Annotated in this window: 25 protein-coding genes; 5 read left to right on the top strand and 20 right to left on the bottom strand. The window is 43.2% G+C overall.

The annotated features are described in order from the left end of the window. Nucleotides 1–43: 43 nt before the first annotated feature. From DFP75_RS15575 to ffh, 10 genes are all read right to left on the bottom strand, one after another. A complete protein-coding gene (locus tag DFP75_RS15575) occupies nucleotides 44–1,147 on the bottom strand; it encodes a GGDEF domain-containing protein (RefSeq protein WP_110576974.1) in 1,104 nt (367 codons plus the stop codon). 139 nt (nucleotides 1,148–1,286) lie between these two features. After that, nucleotides 1,287–2,006, bottom strand: coding sequence for a 16S rRNA (uracil(1498)-N(3))-methyltransferase (locus DFP75_RS15570; protein WP_110576973.1), 720 nt, complete (start codon nucleotides 2,004–2,006; stop codon nucleotides 1,287–1,289). An 84-nt stretch (nucleotides 2,007–2,090) separates the two neighbouring features. Then, nucleotides 2,091–3,476 carry a threonine synthase gene (gene thrC, locus DFP75_RS15565; RefSeq protein WP_110576972.1) on the bottom strand — a complete coding sequence of 462 codons (1,386 nt, stop codon included), beginning with the start codon at nucleotides 3,474–3,476 and terminating at the stop codon, nucleotides 2,091–2,093. A gap of 12 nt (nucleotides 3,477–3,488) precedes the next feature. Next, on the bottom strand, nucleotides 3,489–4,790 hold the full coding sequence (locus DFP75_RS15560) for a homoserine dehydrogenase (protein WP_110576971.1): 1,302 nt from the start codon (nucleotides 4,788–4,790) through the stop codon (nucleotides 3,489–3,491). A gap of 144 nt (nucleotides 4,791–4,934) precedes the next feature. Next, nucleotides 4,935–5,654: a thioredoxin fold domain-containing protein gene (locus tag DFP75_RS15555; protein ID WP_110577014.1), complete on the bottom strand. Its 720-nt coding sequence runs from the start codon at nucleotides 5,652–5,654 to the stop codon at nucleotides 4,935–4,937. A 106-nt stretch (nucleotides 5,655–5,760) separates the two neighbouring features. Next, entirely contained in the window at nucleotides 5,761–6,123 is a 363-nt protein-coding gene (gene rplS, locus DFP75_RS15550) for a 50S ribosomal protein L19 (RefSeq protein WP_110576970.1), read from the bottom strand. A 69-nt stretch (nucleotides 6,124–6,192) separates the two neighbouring features. Further along, on the bottom strand, nucleotides 6,193–6,945 hold the full coding sequence (gene trmD, locus DFP75_RS15545; RefSeq protein ID WP_110576969.1) for a tRNA (guanosine(37)-N1)-methyltransferase TrmD: 753 nt from the start codon (nucleotides 6,943–6,945) through the stop codon (nucleotides 6,193–6,195). A gap of 22 nt (nucleotides 6,946–6,967) precedes the next feature. After that, nucleotides 6,968–7,513, bottom strand: a complete 546-nt coding sequence (gene rimM, locus DFP75_RS15540; RefSeq protein WP_110576968.1) for a ribosome maturation factor RimM — start codon at nucleotides 7,511–7,513, stop codon at nucleotides 6,968–6,970. Nucleotides 7,514–7,528: 15 nt separating this feature from the next. Then, nucleotides 7,529–7,777 carry a 30S ribosomal protein S16 gene (gene rpsP / locus DFP75_RS15535; protein ID WP_110576967.1) on the bottom strand — a complete coding sequence of 83 codons (249 nt, stop codon included), beginning with the start codon at nucleotides 7,775–7,777 and terminating at the stop codon, nucleotides 7,529–7,531. A gap of 181 nt (nucleotides 7,778–7,958) precedes the next feature. After that, nucleotides 7,959–9,335: a signal recognition particle protein gene (ffh, locus tag DFP75_RS15530; RefSeq protein WP_110576966.1), complete on the bottom strand. Its 1,377-nt coding sequence runs from the start codon at nucleotides 9,333–9,335 to the stop codon at nucleotides 7,959–7,961. Between the two features lie 129 nt (nucleotides 9,336–9,464). On the opposite strand from ffh, the gene DFP75_RS15525 reads away from it, so the two are divergent. The 3 genes from DFP75_RS15525 to DFP75_RS15515 all read left to right on the top strand — a co-directional run bounded on the left by DFP75_RS15525 (nucleotide 9,465) and on the right by DFP75_RS15515 (nucleotide 12,128). Then, complete coding sequence (locus tag DFP75_RS15525; protein WP_110576965.1) at nucleotides 9,465–10,232, top strand: cytochrome C assembly family protein; 768 nt, start codon at nucleotides 9,465–9,467, stop codon at nucleotides 10,230–10,232. An 84-nt stretch (nucleotides 10,233–10,316) separates the two neighbouring features. Further along, complete coding sequence (locus tag DFP75_RS15520; protein ID WP_110576964.1) at nucleotides 10,317–11,573, top strand: HlyC/CorC family transporter; 1,257 nt, start codon at nucleotides 10,317–10,319, stop codon at nucleotides 11,571–11,573. Nucleotides 11,574–11,582: 9 nt separating this feature from the next. Next, nucleotides 11,583–12,128, top strand: a complete 546-nt coding sequence (locus DFP75_RS15515; protein WP_110576963.1) for an NUDIX hydrolase — start codon at nucleotides 11,583–11,585, stop codon at nucleotides 12,126–12,128. On the opposite strand, the gene DFP75_RS15510 is transcribed toward DFP75_RS15515, so the two are convergent. The 3 genes from DFP75_RS15510 to soxR form a co-directional block, all read right to left on the bottom strand. After that, entirely contained in the window at nucleotides 12,109–12,417 is a 309-nt protein-coding gene (locus DFP75_RS15510; protein ID WP_110576962.1) for a YqfO family protein, read from the bottom strand. The two genes, DFP75_RS15515 and DFP75_RS15510, sit on opposite strands and share 20 nt — an antisense overlap. A gap of 43 nt (nucleotides 12,418–12,460) precedes the next feature. Next, complete coding sequence (locus DFP75_RS15505; protein WP_110576961.1) at nucleotides 12,461–13,324, bottom strand: DUF72 domain-containing protein; 864 nt, start codon at nucleotides 13,322–13,324, stop codon at nucleotides 12,461–12,463. Nucleotides 13,325–13,463: 139 nt separating this feature from the next. Next, nucleotides 13,464–13,913, bottom strand: coding sequence for a redox-sensitive transcriptional activator SoxR (soxR, locus tag DFP75_RS15500; RefSeq protein ID WP_110576960.1), 450 nt, complete (start codon nucleotides 13,911–13,913; stop codon nucleotides 13,464–13,466). A 100-nt stretch (nucleotides 13,914–14,013) separates the two neighbouring features. Between soxR and DFP75_RS15495 the strand changes: the two genes are divergently transcribed. Both DFP75_RS15495 and DFP75_RS15490 read left to right on the top strand, forming a co-directional pair. Further along, on the top strand, nucleotides 14,014–15,207 hold the full coding sequence (locus tag DFP75_RS15495; RefSeq protein WP_110576959.1) for an MFS transporter: 1,194 nt from the start codon (nucleotides 14,014–14,016) through the stop codon (nucleotides 15,205–15,207). A gap of 1 nt (nucleotide 15,208) precedes the next feature. Further along, nucleotides 15,209–15,739, top strand: coding sequence for an NADPH-dependent FMN reductase (locus tag DFP75_RS15490; protein WP_110576958.1), 531 nt, complete (start codon nucleotides 15,209–15,211; stop codon nucleotides 15,737–15,739). 74 nt (nucleotides 15,740–15,813) lie between these two features. On the opposite strand, the gene greB is transcribed toward DFP75_RS15490, so the two are convergent. From greB to DFP75_RS15455, 7 genes are all read right to left on the bottom strand, one after another. Next, nucleotides 15,814–16,326, bottom strand: a complete 513-nt coding sequence (greB, locus tag DFP75_RS15485) for a transcription elongation factor GreB (protein WP_110576957.1) — start codon at nucleotides 16,324–16,326, stop codon at nucleotides 15,814–15,816. Nucleotides 16,327–16,436: 110 nt separating this feature from the next. Then, nucleotides 16,437–17,267, bottom strand: coding sequence for a mechanosensitive ion channel family protein (locus tag DFP75_RS15480; protein ID WP_110576956.1), 831 nt, complete (start codon nucleotides 17,265–17,267; stop codon nucleotides 16,437–16,439). 37 nt (nucleotides 17,268–17,304) lie between these two features. Beyond that, nucleotides 17,305–17,676, bottom strand: a complete 372-nt coding sequence (locus DFP75_RS15475; protein ID WP_110576955.1) for a hypothetical protein — start codon at nucleotides 17,674–17,676, stop codon at nucleotides 17,305–17,307. Continuing rightward, nucleotides 17,676–18,134: a DUF2489 domain-containing protein gene (locus tag DFP75_RS15470; RefSeq protein ID WP_110576954.1), complete on the bottom strand. Its 459-nt coding sequence runs from the start codon at nucleotides 18,132–18,134 to the stop codon at nucleotides 17,676–17,678. The genes DFP75_RS15475 and DFP75_RS15470 overlap by 1 nt, the downstream gene beginning before the upstream one ends. Nucleotides 18,135–18,161: 27 nt before the next feature. After that, a complete protein-coding gene (locus DFP75_RS15465) occupies nucleotides 18,162–18,974 on the bottom strand; it encodes an inositol monophosphatase family protein (RefSeq protein WP_110576953.1) in 813 nt (270 codons plus the stop codon). 33 nt (nucleotides 18,975–19,007) lie between these two features. Further along, complete coding sequence (locus DFP75_RS15460; protein ID WP_110576952.1) at nucleotides 19,008–19,679, bottom strand: alpha/beta hydrolase; 672 nt, start codon at nucleotides 19,677–19,679, stop codon at nucleotides 19,008–19,010. 120 nt (nucleotides 19,680–19,799) lie between these two features. Further along, the gene (locus DFP75_RS15455) at nucleotides 19,800–20,780 is read right to left on the bottom strand and encodes a hypothetical protein (protein WP_110576951.1); all 981 of its coding nucleotides are present in this window, start codon (nucleotides 20,778–20,780) and stop codon (nucleotides 19,800–19,802) included. Between the last annotated feature and the right edge of the window lie 65 nt (nucleotides 20,781–20,845).

Genomic DNA, 20,845 nt, shown 5'->3' with positions numbered 1-20,845 from the left:
AACCACCCTAGGGTGGTTTTTTAATGTAAGGATAAAGTTAAAACTAGGCTCGACAAGTCTGGTTTCTGCCCAAGCGCTTTGCTTGATACAAGCGATTATCAGCTAACGTAATGGCTTCTCGTAATGAAGTCGTGTTATTCATTACTGCAATCCCAAAGCTTAAAGTCATATGAAAACGCAAATCTAGATGAGAAAATTCATAAGAGGCCACTCGTTGTCGCAGGGTTTCAGCAAATTCAAACACCTCAAATTCAGTCTGCCCACAAACCGCAATCAAAAATTCTTCGCCCCCCCACCTTGCAACCAAATCATCTTCCTTCGGTAGCGACTCTTGAAATATTTTCGCTAATTGAGTTAACGCATAATCACCGACATCATGGCCATATTCATCATTAATTCGTTTAAAGAAGTCGACATCAGCTAATAACAAATAAATACTTTTCTCAGCACTTAACTCTAAGCGTTGCAACATCCCTCTTCTGTTAAACAGTCCCGTTAATGGATCGGTATAGGCGTATAACTTCAGCTTTGTCGTCGTCTCTTTCAACTCTTGATTAAAGCGCGACATTGAATATTCATAAATGCCCGATAGAAAAACGACTACGATAAACGAAAAAAGAATTCTCGATTTTAACGTTTCATGATAGCCAAACTCTGAAAATCGGCTATCCATAAAATACATAACAAAAATTAATGCTAGAGTAAAAAAAGCTAACTCAATTAGCCCTCTTTTCATACCATGTAGAAACAATGCAACGGCAGGAATACAATAAACCCAAACATGTCCCGTACCATTTACACCGCCTGTATAAACAAGATAGATCATCAAAATATACAAAGGATAAATGACAAAATCCCCTGATAACTTATGATTGTGGGTATGCCGTAAATAGATATGGTTTAGTGAATATAAAACAGCGATAGCCAGCAAACTGCACCCAAGAAGGGTTTTACCTTGCCATATAGAAACAATTCCTAAAGGGAATGTGAATAGAACACCAACAGAAGCGAAAAGATTGATAATGAAGACACGTCGAGTATCTTCTGAAAAACCGTTGGCCGTGCTACCAACATATAAAAAAGTGAGCAGGGAGCTTTTTTCTTTGTTATTTATCTTATTATTGGCTTGTTTATTTGAGTCAGTCATTCTTGCCCTCCAACCCTGCGTTTTAAGATAACACACGGCTAATAGGGACAATGCTACACCAAAGAAAGAAACGCCTCCTTAAATAATCTCGCCTAGTTACAAATAACAACATTTAATAATATAAGCCACACCAAAGGTATTAGGCCGGATACAAGCGGGATAATAAAACAGGTACAACGGTCTCAACCTTTAATATACGATCACCTAGATGCACCGATTCCATTCCAGCTTCATGCCACTTACTCACCTCAAATTCGTTCCATCCTCCTTCTGGACCAAGAGCAAGAACGCAAGGCTGCTGAATATTTATTGGACAAGGCTTAGCCAAATAAGGGTGTGCAAGTAGCCCAACTTTATCCTCTAAAATAGCGGGCAATTGATCCTCAACAAAAGGACGAAATCTAGGTATCAAACTCCAATTAGGCATGACTGTGTCTTTAGCTTGCTCTAAGCCTTCCAACAAACACTGCTGAATAGATTCCGTCTGTAACACAGGGCTTTGCCAATAACTTTTTTCCACCTTAGCAGAATGAATAAGATATAAATCTTTTACTCCCATCGCGGTTATATTTTGCAAGGTGCGCTTAAGCATATTCGGTCTTGGCAGAGCCATTACCAACACCATTGGCAAAGGCTTAGGCGGTAATGAAATGAGATTGAGCGAATGAATATAGCCAGCTCTGTCTTCGCTTGGCGGCTCATAAATACCTTCACCAATTTTTCCATTTAACATGCCCACCCGCAGAACATCGCCTCGATTAGCCTTAATCACTTTTGAAATATGCGTTTGTTGGCGTTGAGTCAGCCCGTACAGACCGTCAGCAAGCGTGTTATTAGGATCGAGTAAAATAATGTTCATATGAAAGACACAAAAGTATAGAGGAAAAAGAAACGGCCAATCGTTGATTGGCCGTTATTATCAGTCTTATTAAATGGCTTTGAGCTAGATTTTATCTGCTACAAAAGCTTGGACATCGCTCAAGCTGTTGTCCAACACAGTATAAGACTCTTCACGCTCGAAAAGATCTTTCATGTGCTCGGGCAGTACTGGCGTTTCACAACCAGCTTTTTCAACCGCTTCTGGGAATTTCACTGGATGTGCCGTTGCCAAAGTGATCATTGGAACAGATTGATCTTTCCAGCAATGACGAGCCGCTTCAAGTCCAATCGCTGTATGCGGATCAAGAAGGTATTGTGTTTTAGCAAACACATCAGCAATTACTTCGCAGGTTTTCTTATCATCCACTTTGTAGCTATCAAAGTTCTCTTTTACAAAAGACCAAGCTTGATCATTTAACGACACATCGCCCTTGTTAAAACGTGCCATCAAATCATCAATTGCTGCGCCATCACGACCATGAGCATCAAACAACAAACGCTCGAAGTTACTGGAAACCATGATATCCATACTTGGCGACAAGGTGACATTCAAAGATTGACGGCTCATGTCATTCTCTGCGATGACGCGATGCAAAATATCGTTTTGGTTGGTAGCCACTACCAACTGATCGACCGGCAGACCCATTTTCTTCGCCAAGTAACCAGCAAAAATATCGCCAAAGTTGCCCGTTGGTATAGAGAAAGACACCTTACGATGTGGTGCGCCAACAGACAAGGCAGAAGAAAAATAGTAAACGATCTGAGCCATGATACGAGCCCAGTTAATCGAATTCACTGCACCTAACTTAGCGCCCTTCAAGAAAGACTGATCTGCAAAGCTGGATTTCACCATGCCCTGGCAGTCATCGAAATTACCTTTCACAGCAATATTAAATACATTATCGCCAATAACAGTGGTCATTTGACGACGTTGTACTTCAGATACACGCTGATATGGGTGCAAAATAAAGATATTCAGATGTTCAGAATGACGGCAACCTTCAATCGCGGCAGAGCCAGTGTCACCCGATGTCGCACCGAGGATAACCAGCTTTTCTTTGCGCTCTGACAAAACATAGTCCATCAAACGGCCAAGCAACTGCAAGGCAAAATCTTTAAATGCCAAGGTTGGACCACGGAACAACTCAAGAATCCATTCGTTGTTACCGACCTGTACCATAGGCGCAATAGAAGTATGATTGAAGCTGGCATAAGCATCATTAATCATAGTCTTAAATGCGTCAGCCGGAATATCGCCTTCCACAAAAGGCCACATGACTTTAAAAGCCAGCTCTTGATAACTTAAATTCGCCCACGAAGCGATTTCTTCTTTGCTGTAATGAGGCAAGGTTTCTGGTACATACAAACCACCATCATTTGCCAAACCGGCCAATAGCACATCACCAAAAGAAAGCGCTGGCGCTTTACCACGAGTCGAAATGTATTTCATAGTTATTCTCTCTTAGGCCAAGTTTTCAACACGGATACGTTGTACTGTTCCAGCAACATCCGGCAAGGCTTCAATTGCCGCAATCGCAGCATTCATATTGCGTTCTTTAACATCATGAGTCATCACCACCAAAGGCACTAACTCACTGCCTTCACGCTCACGCTGAATAAGAGACTCTATACTAATGTCATTGACGGATAGGATTTGAGTAATATTCGCCAGCACACCAGCACGATCTTTAATGGTCATATTCAAGAAAAAGCCACATTCAATTTCTTCAACGGGCAATACTTGAACATTAGACAAAGAGTCCGCTTGGAAAGCCAAATGAGGCACTCGATTCGTTGGATCTGCCGTTAGAGTACGAGCAACATCGATCACGTCAGCAATAACAGAAGAACCCGTTGGCGATGCGCCAGCACCGGCACCGTATGTCAGGGTTGGGCCCACGACATCGCCTTGCACCATAATAGCGTTCATCACGCCATTAACATTGGCCAACAGTTGTTTGTGAGAAATTAGCGTCGGGTGAACACGCAACTCAATTCCTGCTTTAGAGCGGCGAGCAATACCTAAATGCTTGATCGCATAACCAAGATCATCGGCAAATGCCACATCTTCAGCAGTAATTCGGCTAATTCCTTCTGTGTAGGTTTTTTCAAATTGTAAAGGGATACCAAACGCGATAGACGCCAGAATCGTTAATTTATGCGCCGCATCAATCCCTTCAATATCAAAAGTAGGATCAGCTTCTGCATAGCCTAGCGCCTGAGCTTCAGCCAAGACATCTTCAAAATCGCGACCTTTCTGGCTCATTTCGGTCAAAATAAAGTTGCCAGTGCCATTAATGATGCCCGCCAACCATTCAATTTTATTGGCAGACAAGCCTTCACGAATTTGCTTAATAATAGGTATACCGCCAGCCACAGCCGCTTCAAAGGCAACAATTACGCCTTTTTCTTGAGCTTTAGCAAAAATTTCGTTGCCATGCTCAGCAATCAGAGCTTTGTTTGCAGTAACGACATGCTTACCATTTTCAATAGCCGTAAGAACAAGCTCTTTGGCAACCGTAGTGCCACCAATTAACTCAAGAACAATATCAATCTCTGGATTGTTGACTACATCAAAAATATCACGGGTAACATTGATATTAGAGGTATCACAAGCATCGTTATCACGACGCGCACCAACCTGCTCAATAACAATACTGCGACCAACTCGACGTGTAATCTCTTCTGCATTATTAAGAAGAATGTTAAAACTACCGGACCCCACTGTCCCCAGCCCACAAATTCCGACTTTTACCGGTTTCAAAACAATACCCCACAGAGATAATCTAATTTTTATAAGACACTTAACGAAGTGACAATCTAACTTATTATAACGCCAGAGCTATTCAAACCCAACGTAGAAAAGGCTGAAGAAGGCTCATGTTTGGTGGAATATTTCGCAATATGACTATAACCCAAGGCGTTTTACTAACTCAGCAGCAGGTAAATAGCCAGGCAAGAACTCACCACTTTCCAACACAATGCTTGGTGTGCCTCTAACACCCACCTCATTACCTAATTTGTATTGATCTGCAACGGGGTTAACACATTTGTTTTCAGGGATCTCTGCACCTAATTTTGCTTGTGCCAACCACTCTTTAGGATCTGCTGAACACCAGACACTAACCATTTTTGTATAAGTCTCAGAACCAATACCGGCTCTTGGATATGCCAAATATCTAACGGTCACTCCAGCCTCATTAAGCTTGGGAACTTCTTTATGAAGCATTCGACAATAACCACAATCTACATCAGTAAAGACTGTGATATGCGCTTTCTCATCTTTTGCTTTAAAAACAATCATTTGTGACTCAGGCAATGATTCAATCTTAGCAAGTTTTGCTTTTTCTGTTTCATTTTCCAGTTTTGTACCGTCAACTCGATAAAGATCACCAGCGACAAAATACTTACCATCTTGAGTAACATGCAGCGTTGGTCCATTTTTTAGGGCGACAACGTACAGGCCGGCTTCATCGTGTAAGTCAACGCTTTCGACTTCGTATTGAGGTAATGCAGTTTGTATAGCGGATAAAACAGCAGCTTGATCTGCAAAAACAGTAGCGGAAAACGAGAAAAGAAATGCGCCTGCGACAGCAGAGCTACAGAAAGACAAAAAAGAACGCTTCATGAAAAACCCCAAAGACATGATAAAACAGTCTCCATTAGGCCATACGAGAGGGGGTTAGTTCCATAAAAAAAGGCGACTCGCGTCGCCTTTTTTTAATAAGATAAAATTAACGTTTAGCCAATTTTTCTTTAATACGTGCAGATTTACCAGAACGCTCGCGTAGGTAGTAGATCTTAGCTTGACGCACGTCACCGCGGCGTTTAACTTCGATGCTTTCAACCAAAGGGCTGTACGTTTGGAAAGCACGCTCAACACCGATACCGCTAGAAATTTTACGAACGGTAAATGCTGAGTTAAGACCACGGTTACGCTTAGAGATTACAACACCTTCATAGGCCTGTAGACGCTCGCGTGAACCTTCTTTAACTTTAACCTGAACAACAATAGTATCACCAGGACCGAAGGCTGGGACTTCTTTTGTCATTTGTTCAGCTTCTAACTGCTGAATCAGTTTAGTTTTATTGCTCATGGATGTGACTCCTAATGATATGGTTTCTTATCAGCTCGAAGGTTCTTCTTTCTGATAAGCTCGCAATTCCTACTCTGCCGAGGTTGAATCTTCAGTTTCGCGAATAAACTCTTCTAACAACAACTGCTGTTCCTTGTCCAACTCAAGGTTCTGCAGAAGGTCTGGCCGGCGTTGAAAAGTTCTTGCGAGCTTTTGCTTTAATCGCCAGCGTCTAATCTCCTCGTGGTTGCCACTAAGCAGCACTGATGGCACAGGTTCACCATTTAGCACTTCTGGGCGAGTGTAATGCGGACAATCCAGCAAACCATCAGAAAATGAATCTTCATCCGCAGACGCTTGCTTTCCCAATACTCCTGGAACCATACGAAATACAGCATCCATGAGCACCATAGCCGGTAACTCACCACCACTTAGGACAAAGTCGCCTATTGACCATTCTTCATCAATCTCAGACTGAATCAAACGTTCATCAACGCCTTCATAGCGACCTGCTACCAGAATAAATTCTGCTTGTTTAGCAAGCTGCTGCACGCCTTCTTGCGTTAGCGTACGCCCTTGAGGGGATAGATAAATAACTTTTGCATTGGGTACCGATAACTTGGCACTTTCAATGGCATCTTTGAGAGGTTGAACTTTCATCAACATCCCTGGACCACCACCGTAAGGTCGATCATCTACAGTCTTATGCTTGTCATGAGTAAAATCACGGGGATTAATAAAATCCACCTCAACCAACCCAGACTTAATGGCTCTGCCCGTTACTCCATATTGGGTAATGGCCTGAAACATTTCCGGAAAGAGCGATATAACGCTAACCTTCACGTTGTGACCTCAGCTTATCTGTTTAAAATTCTGGATCCCAGTCAACAACCATTTCCTGCTGTTCTAAATCGATGTTTAAAACATAGGTTCCTGGAGCATACGGAATCAATCGCTCTTCACGATCAAAGCTACCTTCACACGCGCGGACAACAATTACATCATTCGCACCAGTTTCCATAAGTTGAGAAACCTTCCCTAAGAGGACACCCTCTTTGGTAATAACCCTCAGACCTTCCAGTTGACTCCAGTAATAATCACCTTCATCCAGTTCTGGTAGCTCTGCTGCATCAATATAAATGTCCATACCGCAGATTTCTTTTACTTGATCTCTGTCGCTATAGCCTTTAACTGACGCCACCAAACCACGTCCTTGCAAACGCCCTTGGCTTAATTCTACGGTTTTCCACCCACTAGGAGTTTTCAACCACCAATGTTTGTAATCAAAGATTCCTTGCATTGGCTCGGTGTGCGAATACAACTTCACCCACCCTTTAACACCATATACTGATGTAATGCGTCCAACCACAAGGGCTTGCTCAGGAGCGGCCGCTTGTTTTAGTTTAGACATAGCATTACCTCAATATTAAGCGTTTTTGCTAGCATCTTTTACAAGCTGCGCAGCACGGTCAGAAAGTTGAGCGCCTTGGCTAACCCAGTGGTTTACGCGATCTAGATCGATGCGTAGACGTTCTTCTTGACCACGAGCAACAGGGTTAAAGAAACCCAAACGCTCGATATAACGACCATCACGAGCATTGCGGCTATCAGCCACGTTCAAGTGATAGAATGGGCGCTTTTTAGAGCCACCACGAGAAAGACGAATAGTTACCATATGATTGGTTCCTTATTGCTTAACGAAACACCTCTTGCCGAGTCGAATTTTTGACTCATACTACAAGAAGGCGGCATATTCTAGTCGATAAACTAGAAAAACGAAAGGGCGATTTACTCGCCCTTTCACTTTAATTGGAAGTTTTTTTAGTCCATCCAATAAAAACAAGAAGATAGCCCCTTTATTTAGGGAAACCACCACCGCCAGGAAAGCCTCCAGGCATCATTCCACCAAGGCCGCGCATCATTTTTTGCATACCACCTTTCGCGGACATCTTCTTCATCATTTTCTGCATCTGCTTATGCTGCTTAAGCAAACGGTTCAAATCCTGAATTTGCAAACCTGCACCTGTTGAAATACGTTTTTTACGAGAACCATTAATCACATCAGGATTACGGCGCTCAGCAGGTGTCATGGAATTAATCAATGCTTCCATTTGAACGAACATTTTATCGTTCACTTTATCTTGAATATTGCCCAGCTGCCCCATACCAGGAAGCTTGTCCAACATAGAGGTCATTCCGCCCATGTTTTTCATCTGCTGAAGCTGTTCTTTAAAGTCTTCTAAATCAAAGCCCTTGCCTTTCTTCAGTTTGCCTGCAAGCTTTTCAGCCTTATCTTTATCGATCTTTTGCTCTGCTTCCTCTATTAAGGAAAGCATGTCGCCCATACCAAGGATACGTGAAGCCAAACGGTCTGGGTGGAACGGTTCTAGAGCATCGGTTTTCTCCCCCACACCCAAAAACTTAATCGGCTTACCAGTAATGTGGCGAACAGATAATGCAGCACCGCCACGAGCATCACCGTCAGTCTTAGTCAGGATCACACCTGTAAGAGGCAACACATCACCAAATGCTTTAGCTGTGTTCGCAGCATCTTGACCTGTCATTGCATCAACAACAAACAAGGTTTCAATCGGATTAACCGCCGCATGCAAGGCTTTAATCTCGGCCATCATGTCTTCGTCGACAGACAAACGGCCTGCGGTATCGACAATCAAGACATCTTTATGTGCTTTCTTGGCATAGTCGATAGCATTGTTAACAATATCGATTGGCTTTTGCGACAAATCACTGGAAATAAAGTCAACACCGACTTCTCCAGCTAGGGTCTCAAGCTGTTTAATAGCGGCTGGACGATAAATGTCCGCACTCACCACAGAGACAGATTTTTTCTCACGCTCTTTCAAGTACTTAGCAAGCTTAGCTGCAGATGTTGTTTTACCTGCACCTTGCAAACCTGCTAACAAAATAACCGCAGGGCGAGCAACACGAAGGTTTAAGCCATCGTTGGCCTGCCCCATGACATTCTCAAGTTCCTGCTTAACGATCTTCAGGAATACTTGACCTGGACTCAAACTTTTAGAAACTTCGGTTCCTATCGCGCGCTCTTTAACCGCTGCGATAAAGTCTTTAACAACAGGCAAGGCAACATCGGCTTCAAGCAGAGCCATACGCACTTCGCGTAACACTTCTTGTATGTTGTCTTCTGTTAATTTAGCTCGGCCTCGAATACGATCAAGCGAGGAAGTTAAGCGATTCGATAAATTGTCGAACATATTGCCCTCAAATTTTGACTCTAAATGGAAAAAACCTACAGTTTCAGTTTATCCAAGGTGAAATTGTCTCTATTATAACGGATAAATGATTTACACCCTATACCTTTACCCAGCGGAACCGTTAGTTTCATGACTCAATTATCGCTTTGGCTTGCTTGTATCGTTTGTTTGATTGCCGGCACAGCGTACTTTTTTCGCCCCAAAAGCCTTTATACACAGTATGTAGGAGCAATTGCGATCGTCACGCATACCTTCGCACTTACGCAAATACTATTAAATCGAGATGGTTTTAACTTTTTAACGATTGGCTTGCTCATTGCTTTAATCGGCAACAGCTTATTATGGCTAAGCAATCGCAATAAAGATTTGTCACTACTGCTTGGTGCTGCATTCCCTCTTGGCGCCATTATGATTGCCCTGAATGCTATTGAGCCATGGGATTTAAAGCAGTTACACAGTAACTCTTGGGGCACTAGCGCCCACATTTTGATCGCTTCGGTCGCTTACAGCTTATTCGCAACGGCTTGTGGTGTCGGCATTTTACTTGCCATGCAAGAATACCAACTAAAGCACCACAAACTAAAACAGCTATTAAGAGTACCGCCACTGCAAGTGTTAGAGCGCTTGATGTTTGAATTTATTTGGGCTGCATTTATTTTGCTGACCATCACAATCGCTACTGGCTTTTACTTCATTGAGGATATGTTTGCTCAACATTTAGTCCATAAAACATTTTTCACAATTGCGTCATGGTTTGTCTTTGCAGGGCTATTGCTTGGCAGATACATAGCCGGTTGGCGCGGTCAGTTAGCCGTCAAATTGACTCTAAGCGGTTTTTTCTTACTCATGCTAGGCTACTTTGGCAGTAAAATTGCGCTGCAAATTTTACAATATTAACAGTGCATGATGTTAAAGTATGTTTGACAGTCAGATCTTAAGAACCAATAATCCAGTTATCTACATAATCGAGGCGATCCCTTTTTGAACGAAGTACCCTTAGGTGTTCTTGGTGGAATACTTTTTTGTCTTATTTTACTTTCAGCTTTTTTTTCGAGTTCCGAAACAGGCATGTTGTCGATAAACAAATATCGACTCAAACACCTTGTGAAGAACAAGAACCGATCAGCGATCAAAGTAAACACTCTTTTAGAACGTCCAGATAGACTTATCGGCGTTATCTTAATTGGAAACAACTTTGTCAATATTCTTGCGTCTGCTATAGCAACCATTATTGCTGTAAGACTATGGGGAGATGCGGGTGTCGCTATCGCCACCGCGGCTCTTACCTTAGTCGTACTCATTTTTGCTGAGGTCACGCCAAAAACATTGGCTGCGATCCATCCAGAAAAAATCGCTTTTCCAGCATCTTGGGTTCTCGCTATTCTACTAAAAACACTTTACCCACTTGTCTGGTTAGTTAACGGCCTGTCCAATGGACTTTTACGCCTAATCGGCGTGCATGCGTCTCAAAAGAATCACGACACGCTAGATTCTGAAGAACTAAGAACCGTAGTAAACGAGGCCAGTGGCTTAATCCCTGCTGCCCACCAAGAAATGCTGATATCCATCCTCGATCTAGAGAGAGTTTCTGTTGAAGATATTATGGTGCCTCGAAACGAAGTGATTGGCATCGATATTGAAGACTCAATCGAAGAGATTATCGAACAAATTTGCCAGAGCAGACACACACGTATGCCTGTTTATAATGGCGAGATAAATAAGGTTATCGGTATTCTCCATGCTCGTCATGCGGCTATCTTTCTACGTGACCCAACACCATCAAAAGCAGCACTTTTAAAAGCGACGGTTGAACCGTATTTCATCCCTGAAAGCACCTCGCTAAACACAGTATTGCTGAACTTCCAAAAAGACCATCAACAGATGGGCATCGTGGTGGATGAGTATGGTGATGTTCAGGGTATCGCAGCCTTAGAAGACGTACTTGAAGAAATCGTGGGTGAATTTACCCCACCAACTCAAGACGAAGAAGAAGAAATCCAAACGCTTGATGACGGCTCTTTTAGAATCGAAGGCTCGACACACATTCGAGAAATAAACAAAACACTAGATTGGCACTTACCGACAGACGGACCAAAAACATTAAATGGTCTTATCATCGAAACACTGGAATTCATTCCTGAGCACCCTATCAGTTTATGGGTTGGTCACTACATGATTGAAATCCAAGAAATCGAAGACAAAGTCGTTAAATATGCAAAACTTCAGCTAAAGCGTTAAGGAAGCATAATGAGATACTGCCCGCAATGCGGTCACGCCGTTAATATGACAGTCCCTGCTGGAGACAATCGACTACGTGCGGTTTGCCCAAGTTGCGAGTTTATCGATTACGACAACCCTAGGCTAATAACCGGTACCATTCCGCTTTATGACGGCAAAATCTTATTATGCCGAAGAAACATAGAGCCACGTCTAGGTTTCTGGACATTACCAGCTGGCTTCATGGAAAACCAAGAAACAACCAGCGAAGGCGCATTAAGGGAAACATTAGAGGAAAGCGGATCTGTCGCCATATGCAAGCAAGCATTTAGCATGATCAGCATCCCTCACATCAATCAAGTACACCTTTTCTACATCGCAGAACTAGAAAGAGATGACTTCCACGCTACGGAAGAAAGCTCAGAAGTTGCCTTATTTGCTCTTGATGAAATTCCTTGGGATGAACTGGCCTTTAGCAGCGTCAGAAAAACCATTGAACTTTTCATCACAGATCATAAAAAAGGCCAATACGGCTTCCATGAAGACACTATTCACTTCAATACTGTACAGGAATAAAGTGGTAGGCCACCTCTTCATAGGGGTGAGCCAATAACAAGGCGGACAGCACCCCCGCCTTTAGCTCATCCTCCAAAATCATCTCAACCCGATATTCATCCACTATCTCCAACTCATCAAGCTCACCTAAAAACGGTGTCGCCCCTTTTCTGGGACGGAACTGCCCTTGCCCTTTTACCTGCCAACAACAGGAGTCATAATCCCCCATCGCGCCAGCACCAGCAGAAAACAACGCCTGCTTTACCGACTCCAAATGCGACTCAGGTACATAAAATATTAACGAATACACAACCCCCTCCCACTAAACCTAGTTAGTTTAATCCAAAATCATCTCACCAAAGGGTAACCTGCTCCTGACTTTGCGGTAAAGCCAAAGCACTTTGATAATGCGGGTTTAAAAGACGAACTTTTTCATCTAATTGCGCCGCCAAAGTGGGTGCGGCAATATTATCGGAGGAATGAACAAACACACTCGAGGTAAGCCCTGCCGACAACCATTGAGACAATTTTTTAGCCCACTGATCTAACCATAATTCATTACGTGGCAAATCAGGATGCCCAATAAAACGCACGACAGGGTGACGAGCAGTCACTACCGGATGACAAGGCACCCTTGGCTTCTTCTTTTGTGCATCGATCAAACTTTCACAATAGGCATCCGTCGAAAACACGGGCCGAGAATCCATGATCACACGATTCACATTACGATCAGACAAACCGGCTAAAAAACGCTGCTCTGTTTGGTTTTTATCGAAATAAGCAAGATTACGCACCTCGACAGACAAAGGGCTCGACAAAGTCCACATATCACACAAAGCTAAAATGACATCTAAAGCGCGTTCGTCACATACGGCAGGAAACTGCAACATAGTGGGCCCAAGCTTATTCTGTAACGGCTGTAACGACAGCATGAAAGCCAACCAATCTTGCTGCACTTCATGCCAAGGACGCTCTAACAATCGATGTGTCACTGTTTGAGGCGCTTTGAAACTGAATTTGAAACCATCAGCCACAGACTCGTACCAACGCAACAACTGAGCATCATCGACCTTAGTATAAAAAGTACTGCCAACTTCAACGGTAGAAAACACCTGTGAGTACCGACCTAAGCGCTCACCAGTCGGCAAAGACGTTGGGTATAACCAATTTACCCAAGCCGGATGCTGCCATTGCGCCATACCATAATGAATTTTCATAGAACCCTTAAATACAACTAAGACTTTAATTTCGCATCACTTAAAGTCCATGGTATCTATAAAAGACACCAACTGAAAACAAAATACCTATTAGGCTAACTCGCACAAAAACTCACTGAAACAAGCCAAGAAACTCTGTCTATTCCGTCATGAGCCTTGGTCCAGTGCCCTTTTCACCTAACTCATCATAAGGATTAAGCAGCCGACATCTTTCCAACGACAGACAACCACAACCAATACAATCGGCCATCATTTCTTTCAGCTCCGTCAATTGGATGATCTTTTTATCTAACTCTCTTTGCCATCGGGAACCCAACGCCTCCCAATCTTCTAGGGTGACGCGCGTACGATTCGGTAAGCCTTCCAGCTCCAATAGAATATCATCCAGAGAAAACCCTGTTCGCTGAGCCACTTGAATCAGTGACACAATCCGAATGACGTGCTTTGGGTATTGTCTGTGGTTAGAAGCGTTTCTTTGGCTTTTAATCAGCCCTTTTCTTTCATAGAAATGCAACGCCGACACAGACACGCCCGTCCTCTCACTTAACACGCCCACCGAAATCCACTCAGGCATTATTATTTTTCGCATTTTATACTTGACCTCAACTTAAGTTTAGGTAGCAGAATAGGCACAAATCCAAGCGGACTCAAGCTCTGTGAAACATAGCCTAACGAGGAAGAGAACCTAAATGAAAAATAACCGATTAGAACTCAGGGCACTTTGCCTGCTGCTGATTTCCACACTGACCGTCATGTCCAATGCCACTATTGCTCCGGCGTTACCTGGTTTAGCGAATGAATTCTCAGGAACACCCTCAGCCGATTTTTGGGTAAAAATGCTATTACCCATACCTGCTTTGTTTGTGGTGATTTTTGCACCGATCTTAGGCTGGACTGCGGATAAGTTCGGTCGCCGAAATCAAATAATCATTGCGACTACCGTCTTTGCCATCGCCGGTGCGGCTGGCGCACAGCTGCAAGACTTAGAAGGCATTATTATCAGCCGAGCCATTCTGGGCATATGTGTCGCTGGACTAATGACCGCCGTAACAGCGCTAATAACCGATTATTATTCTGGTCAGAAAAGAAGCCAATTTATGGGACTGCAACAATCTTTCTCTAATATTGGCGGCATTCTTTTCATCGTCACGGCGGGCTATTTAGCAGGTATCAGCGCTCGACTGCCTTTTTATATCTACGCCATTGCTATTCTGTTACTTCCTCTCATATTCCTGTCTATTCGTGACAACAAGCCAACCAATCAACCAAGCGATCACCAGCAGGATGATGGCAATGCGAACTGGAAGCTACCGCTTATTGGCTGCTCTATTCTCCTTTTCTGCCACTTAATCGTCTTTTATATCCTACCAACACAAATTCCATTTTTTATGGCCGATATTGGCATCTCTGATCCAAGTAAATCAGGCTTAGCAATCGGAATGGGGACATTAATCGCCGCGATAACCAGCGTATTCTTTGGTAAGCTGGTTGCCAAAATCCAAAGCTATGGCGTCGCACTCATCGGCTTTATTGCCATGAGCATCGCCATGCTCGTGCTATCACAAGCCACATCGTTCAGCTCTGTGATTCTCGGTTGCGGCCTCATGGGCGCTTGCATGGGATTGGTAATGCCAAATTTCATGATAAAAGGCATGGCGCTTGTACCAAGCCACAAACGCGGACTCGCTTCTGGTGTACTGACCAGCAGCATCTTCATTGGGCAATTCGTTTCACCTTTTGCCACCTCAGCGCTTATCGCCAAATTAGGATTCAGCGATTTTTACTTATTAGCAGGGGCTTTTACGTTAGTTCTAGCCATTGCAGGTGCCGCCACTTTGAAAAAACAATCTATTCCAACTACTCACGTCAACAAAGGAAACTAAAATGAAAGTACTTACTTTTGGTGCAAGTAACAGCAAAAACTCCATTAACAAACAATTGGCTTTTTACGCTGCACAGAAAATAAACAATGCGGATGTTTCGCTAATCGATATCAATGACTTTGAAATGCCAATTTACAGTGAAGACAGAGAAAAAGAATCCGGCATCCCAAAACTCGCCCACGATTTTTACAATGCCATTGGTGCTGCAGATAGTATCGTCATGTCTTTTGCCGAATATAACGGCTCTTATACCTCGGCTTATAAAAATCTGTTTGATTGGACATCTCGAATCAACATGAAAGTCTTTCAAAGTAAGCCCGTTATTATGCTGTCGACCTCGCCAGGCCCAAGCGGCGCACAAAGTGTTTTAGCTGCCGCACAGGCTTCAGCACCCTATTTTTCAGCGAACCTAATCGGTGCCATTTCACTACCAAACTTCTATGACAACTTTGACGCAGAGAAGGGAATAGTGACAAATGAGACATTTAATCAACACTTACTAAGCTGCATTGATAAGCTTTCGATTCGTTAACGCAACCAAAGAGCAACAGCAAATTTTATCCCCTCACTGTTGCTCTTAACTCACCCTAATATAGATATTGTGAGCTATAAGGATGGGATTGGATGGTACTCGATATTCACGATCGTGTAGGTTTTCTCTCCTGTTGCTAAACGAATTGTCACATCATCGTCTTCTTGTTTTTTCAAGAGGGCTTTGGCAACAGGCGAATCAACACTTATATAAGCGGAGTTGTGATCAAGCTCATCAGGCCCAACAATTCGATGTGTGCGCAACTCGCCTTCTTCATCTTCTAGAGTGACCCAAGCACCAAAAAAAACGCGTGTTTGGTCTGCTGGAAGGCGATCTACCACAGTACAAACATCCAAACGTTTTTCGAGATAGCGCACACGTCGATCTATTTCTCGAAGCTGTTTTTTACCATAGATATATTCCGCATTTTCAGAACGGTCACCTTGCGCCGCCGCCTCTCGAACGGTTTCCGTGACGGCTGGACGCTTTTCTTTCCACAAGTATTTAAGCTCAGTCAACAAGGTTTGAGCCCCTTCGTGGGTTATGTATGCAGATTTGGGTGGAGATGGTGGACGATAACGACTCATGAACAGCAGCCTTCTTTGAACAATAAAACCAAGCAATAAAAACAAAAATGCCGCCAGCTATTACTGACGGCATTACACTTATTTAGCAATCAGACGATAATTTTTACAAATTACGACTCTTGCTTATGAACGTGAACATCCATTTGAGGGTATGGAATACCAACACCACGCTCGTCAAAGGTGTATTTAATTTTTTCTAAAAGGTCAGCACGTACAGTCCAGTAATCCCCCGACGCCACCCAAGGGCGCAAGAAGAAATTCACCGAACTATCAGCCAATTCAGAAACGGCAATTAAACACTTAGGATCTTTTAGAATGCGTTCATCAGCATTCACAATTTCTTCCATGATTTGTTTTGCCAAACGAATATCCGCATCGTAACTAATACCAATAACAAGGTCTAAACGACGAGTAGATTCGCGAGAGAAGTTCACGATAGAGCCATTCATTACTGAAGAGTTCGGCACGATAATGACACGATTATCAGGCGTTTTTAGATAAGTATGAAACAGTTCAATACGGTTTACCGTACCCATTTGACCGCCAGCGTCAATAAAGTCACCAGAGCGGAATGGTCGCAACAAGATAATCAGCACACCTGACGCAAAGTTAGACAAGGATCCCTGCAATGCAAGACCAACAGCCAAACCTGCAGCACCAAGAATCGCTATGAAGGAGGTCGTCTCAACACCAACTTGCCCTAACGCCATAAGCGTTACGCCAGCAAACATCAAGGCATACAAAATACTGGAAGCAAAGCCTGCCACAGCCTGATCAACAGACGCTTTCAGCAATCTATTCTCACACCAATGAGCAATTTTGGAAGCGATGAACTTACCAATAAAGAAAATAACAAGACCAACACCCAAATTAATAAGGCTATCGGTCAGCCAAGGCATTAACTCTGAACCCTGTTCAAATAACGACTCTAACTCATTCATAATTCTTAATTCCCTTACTGTTCCACTTCAAATTCGGTCAGATTAAATAGTTTGATTTATGCTGCCACTCATCGAGCAACTTTTCCAGTTGAGATACACCCTTTTTATTAAAAAGCACACAAGATCGCCCATTAACAGAGTACATTCCTTTTACTCCAGACTCATCAATCAATAAACACTGCTCTCTTAACGCATCTACGGCACCATCGTCCCGAACACTCATGCCCAAGAAAGCATTCCATTCATGCTCTGGTAAAACACCTTTAATCGCTTTGTCTAACAAAGTAACGCACTGCGCTTGGGTCATCCTGTAATAAGGTACTTTTGATTGATGACGAATAAAAAACAACGTCAAGGCAACCAGCAGCAAGAACAGACAACCGATAGAAACCAACAGCTGAATGAGCATTACTTAAAATCGTAGGCTAATAATGAATCTTTCGCTCTTTGCAGGTGTTCAGCATACTCCACCTCATAACCATCCATCTCAAGACGAAACTTCATTTTCGCAGGCTTAGGCAAATCTCGCCACTGCTCGTGAGTCGGTATGTGCATTGTCTTTTCTGTAATAATATAAAATGCCGAAATATCTTCATGAGTCGATAAATCTTCGCTAAGCTGATCTAACAAATGCTTGATTCGAATACTGGCCTCAATCCAATTAAGCTCTTCTGTACCAACCGCTTTCAACAGAACCCGAATACTATCAATTCTTTTTTGCCGCTCTTCTAAGAAACGATCTTCTCCTGCGCGAATCTTTTCCTCTCGCAATTTATTCATCTTCAATTGGCGACCGATAAACCAAAGAGAAACAGCAATCACACCAACACAACCAATTAAAACGACTAAAAACGCAGTAAAAGACATAAAACACCCTATCTAAATAACACAATCTTACTTTTCGAGATTAGTAAGCGCTAACATAGCTTCAAACAAACCCGGTGTAGAAACCAAAAGACCTTCACCATTGACCACATCCGGCCAACGATCAGAAGATTGAAGGTAACGCCCAACCAGAGCACCCGCTTCTTCTGCGATCAAAGTACCTGCCGCCATATCCCAAGGTTTGACACTCTCAAAATAAGCATCTAAACGGCCAGATGCGACCCAACATAAATCCAACGCGGCAGAGCCGTTACGACGTACATCCTGACAGTGGTGCAAAATACGTGAAACTCGTTCAAGAATCGGCAACAAGGCATCTTTTTGATAAGGAAAGCCCGTCGCTACCAAAGCATTTCGTGGTTCTTTAGCACCGGATACCAACAGAGGTTTCCCATTACAGTAAGCCCCCTCCCCTTTAATTGCCCAATAACACTCCTCTAAAAAAGGGGCATGAACAACACCTAAAATACGCTCATTTCCAACATACAAACCAATGGAAACAGCAACATGATGATGCCCATGAGCAAAATTCACCGTTCCATCAATAGGGTCAATCACCCACACAGGAGTACTTTCACTGACACTAGCAAGGTCCAACGTCGGCGAAGACTCTTCAGACAAAATACAATGCGAAGGGTGACGTGTATGAATGTTGGAACAAATGTATTGATCGACTGCAATGTCTGTCGTCGTCACCAATTCATGATCCATTTTATAATCACGTACAAAGGTTGAGTCTGCTCGCGCTGCCACAATCATTTCGCCCGCCTTCACAGCCAGCCGTTTGGCAAAGTCCAACCATTCAAACACGTTATTTTGCACGTCCCCCCCTTTAATAAAATAAATATTGCAGACTTAGTCAGCTAACTGAACATTCAACCAATGTGAAATGTCTTGTACTTGCTCAGGGCAAACTGAGTGAGGCATTTCATAGGTTTTATATTCAACAGAATACCCCTTAGATACCAAGAGGTCCCTCGCCTTAACAGACAATTCAGGGGCAACGACAGGGTCTTGCAAACCATGATGAATAAGAATTGGGGCCTGCCCATTAACACAAGAATCAGCTTCAACGACTTTATCACCATTAACCAAATAGGTTGACAAAGCGAGCACCCCAGCGACGGCATGTTTCGTGTGTAACGCTGTCTGGTATGCAATCACACCACCTTGAGAAAAGCCTGCCAGTATAATGCGATTTGGGGAAATACCTTGATCAATTTGCGCCTGTATCAACTGCTCAACTTGAGCACAGGACTCATCGATATTAGCCATATCAACTTTACGCTCTAGCGTCATCTCGTAGATGTCGTACCATGCACGCATTTCCATACCACCATTAATAGTAACGGGACGTCGCGGTGCGTGCGGAAAAACAAAGCGAACCTTTAATGTCGGAAGCAATGACAGCGCTGGCACCAAAGACTCAAAGTCATGACCATCAGACCCAAGGCCATGCAACCAAATAATCGCAGCATCTGGCTGCTCATGAGTTTCTACCACTACAGAAGGCAATACATTGGTCATCTTTTAAATACTCCAAAAAAATAGGCTATCGCAATTTGCCATAGCCTATCATATTGAGGTATTTCACTCACTCTGACTTTTTTGCATGGTATCGTTATTCATTCCAGCGCTCACAAGAAGTTAGTGCTCTACCGGAAAACGCATACTCATAACTTCTTGCTTGTCACTTAGCGTGAACAAAACATCTGCCCTATTCGGCATGACCGCCAACATATGTCGGGTCAATCTTTCATAATACTGCATGAATTCCTTCAGTTCCGTTGAAGACATTACTTTTAGATCAATAGTATCAAGCAAAATCCCATGAATATCATGGAGATGACTCTCCAGCATTCGCTCCTGTTTATTACGCCAATGATATACAACGTCATAGCTAGGCGCCTGCATCCAAGCCATTAGGTCAATCTTAGAAAATAACGTTTTATAGTCCTCTTCTAAAAATTGATTCACCTTATTTCGCCAAATCCCTTGCGCATCCTTCTCTTTTTCAAGCGCATTCATGGGCGAACTCATCACATCAGTCATAGGTGGCGCACCAACACACCAGCCTTCAAACAACACCACATCGACAGGGCCCTGAACCTCTTTCCACAAATGTACCGATTTTCTGTCATCGATCGACTTATCGAAGCAAGGGAACTTCATCACCTCACCCTCTTTCAGATTATGCAATCGGTCAAATAAGCTTAAAGCAAAGCGGACATCATGGGTGCCAGGCACACCACGCACAGCAAACATGGGCGAGGTTTGGCTAGCAAACTTCATTCTGTCGTGCTGTGTACTGTATAAATCATCTAAACTGATCACCACACAGTTTAGGTCAAAACCTTTATTAAGAATGCGGCTGACAACACTACAAAAAGTCGTTTTTCCACAACCTTGCGCACCACCCACTCCGACAATTAAGGGGCCTTGCCCTGCATGTGCTTTTTGACTCAACCAATAAGAGAAAGGCAAATACAACCGATCCATTTGATCTACCAAGGCAGCATCTGCATACAAACAACTTAACGTCTGTTCAACTTCGAACCGCAATCGGTGAGATAATGTGTCAGGCATACTTAAATTTACGAAATCAAAATCACTCTGTTGCTTAAACATAACGAGCACCTCCGTAAGGGTCATCATTTAAGTATAGTAAACGACTCGATTCTTGATTGTTTTTT

The organism is Marinomonas alcarazii, assembly GCF_003208215.1.
Classification (GTDB): Bacteria; Pseudomonadota; Gammaproteobacteria; order Pseudomonadales; family Marinomonadaceae; genus Marinomonas; species Marinomonas alcarazii.
This window is presented reverse-complemented; position numbering and strand designations above follow the sequence as displayed.

Excerpts from the sequence above, each read along its gene's own strand:
- DFP75_RS15505 (WP_110576961.1), bottom strand. The coding sequence starts at position 13,324 with ATGAAAATTCATTATGGTATGGCGCAATGGCAGCATCCGGCTTGGGTA.
- rimM (WP_110576968.1), bottom strand. The coding sequence starts at position 7,513 with ATGTCTAAACTAAAACAAGCGGCCGCTCCTGAGCAAGCCCTTGTGGTT.
- DFP75_RS15570 (WP_110576973.1), bottom strand. The coding sequence starts at position 2,006 with ATGAACATTATTTTACTCGATCCTAATAACACGCTTGCTGACGGTCTG.
- DFP75_RS15490 (WP_110576958.1), top strand. The coding sequence starts at position 15,209 with ATGAAAGTACTTACTTTTGGTGCAAGTAACAGCAAAAACTCCATTAAC.
- DFP75_RS15575 (WP_110576974.1), bottom strand. The coding sequence starts at position 1,147 with ATGACTGACTCAAATAAACAAGCCAATAATAAGATAAATAACAAAGAA.
- DFP75_RS15460 (WP_110576952.1), bottom strand. The coding sequence starts at position 19,679 with ATGACCAATGTATTGCCTTCTGTAGTGGTAGAAACTCATGAGCAGCCA.
- DFP75_RS15475 (WP_110576955.1), bottom strand. The coding sequence starts at position 17,676 with ATGCTCATTCAGCTGTTGGTTTCTATCGGTTGTCTGTTCTTGCTGCTG.
- DFP75_RS15555 (WP_110577014.1), bottom strand. The coding sequence starts at position 5,654 with ATGAAGCGTTCTTTTTTGTCTTTCTGTAGCTCTGCTGTCGCAGGCGCA.
- rpsP (WP_110576967.1), bottom strand. The coding sequence starts at position 7,777 with ATGGTAACTATTCGTCTTTCTCGTGGTGGCTCTAAAAAGCGCCCATTC.
- DFP75_RS15525 (WP_110576965.1), top strand. The coding sequence starts at position 9,465 with ATGACTCAATTATCGCTTTGGCTTGCTTGTATCGTTTGTTTGATTGCC.
- soxR (WP_110576960.1), bottom strand. The coding sequence starts at position 13,913 with ATGCGAAAAATAATAATGCCTGAGTGGATTTCGGTGGGCGTGTTAAGT.
- DFP75_RS15470 (WP_110576954.1), bottom strand. The coding sequence starts at position 18,134 with ATGTCTTTTACTGCGTTTTTAGTCGTTTTAATTGGTTGTGTTGGTGTG.
- rplS (WP_110576970.1), bottom strand. The coding sequence starts at position 6,123 with ATGAGCAATAAAACTAAACTGATTCAGCAGTTAGAAGCTGAACAAATG.
- DFP75_RS15480 (WP_110576956.1), bottom strand. The coding sequence starts at position 17,267 with ATGAATGAGTTAGAGTCGTTATTTGAACAGGGTTCAGAGTTAATGCCT.
- DFP75_RS15495 (WP_110576959.1), top strand. The coding sequence starts at position 14,014 with ATGAAAAATAACCGATTAGAACTCAGGGCACTTTGCCTGCTGCTGATT.
- ffh (WP_110576966.1), bottom strand. The coding sequence starts at position 9,335 with ATGTTCGACAATTTATCGAATCGCTTAACTTCCTCGCTTGATCGTATT.
- thrC (WP_110576972.1), bottom strand. The coding sequence starts at position 3,476 with ATGAAATACATTTCGACTCGTGGTAAAGCGCCAGCGCTTTCTTTTGGT.
- DFP75_RS15515 (WP_110576963.1), top strand. The coding sequence starts at position 11,583 with ATGAGATACTGCCCGCAATGCGGTCACGCCGTTAATATGACAGTCCCT.
- greB (WP_110576957.1), bottom strand. The coding sequence starts at position 16,326 with ATGAGTCGTTATCGTCCACCATCTCCACCCAAATCTGCATACATAACC.
- DFP75_RS15455 (WP_110576951.1), bottom strand. The coding sequence starts at position 20,780 with ATGTTTAAGCAACAGAGTGATTTTGATTTCGTAAATTTAAGTATGCCT.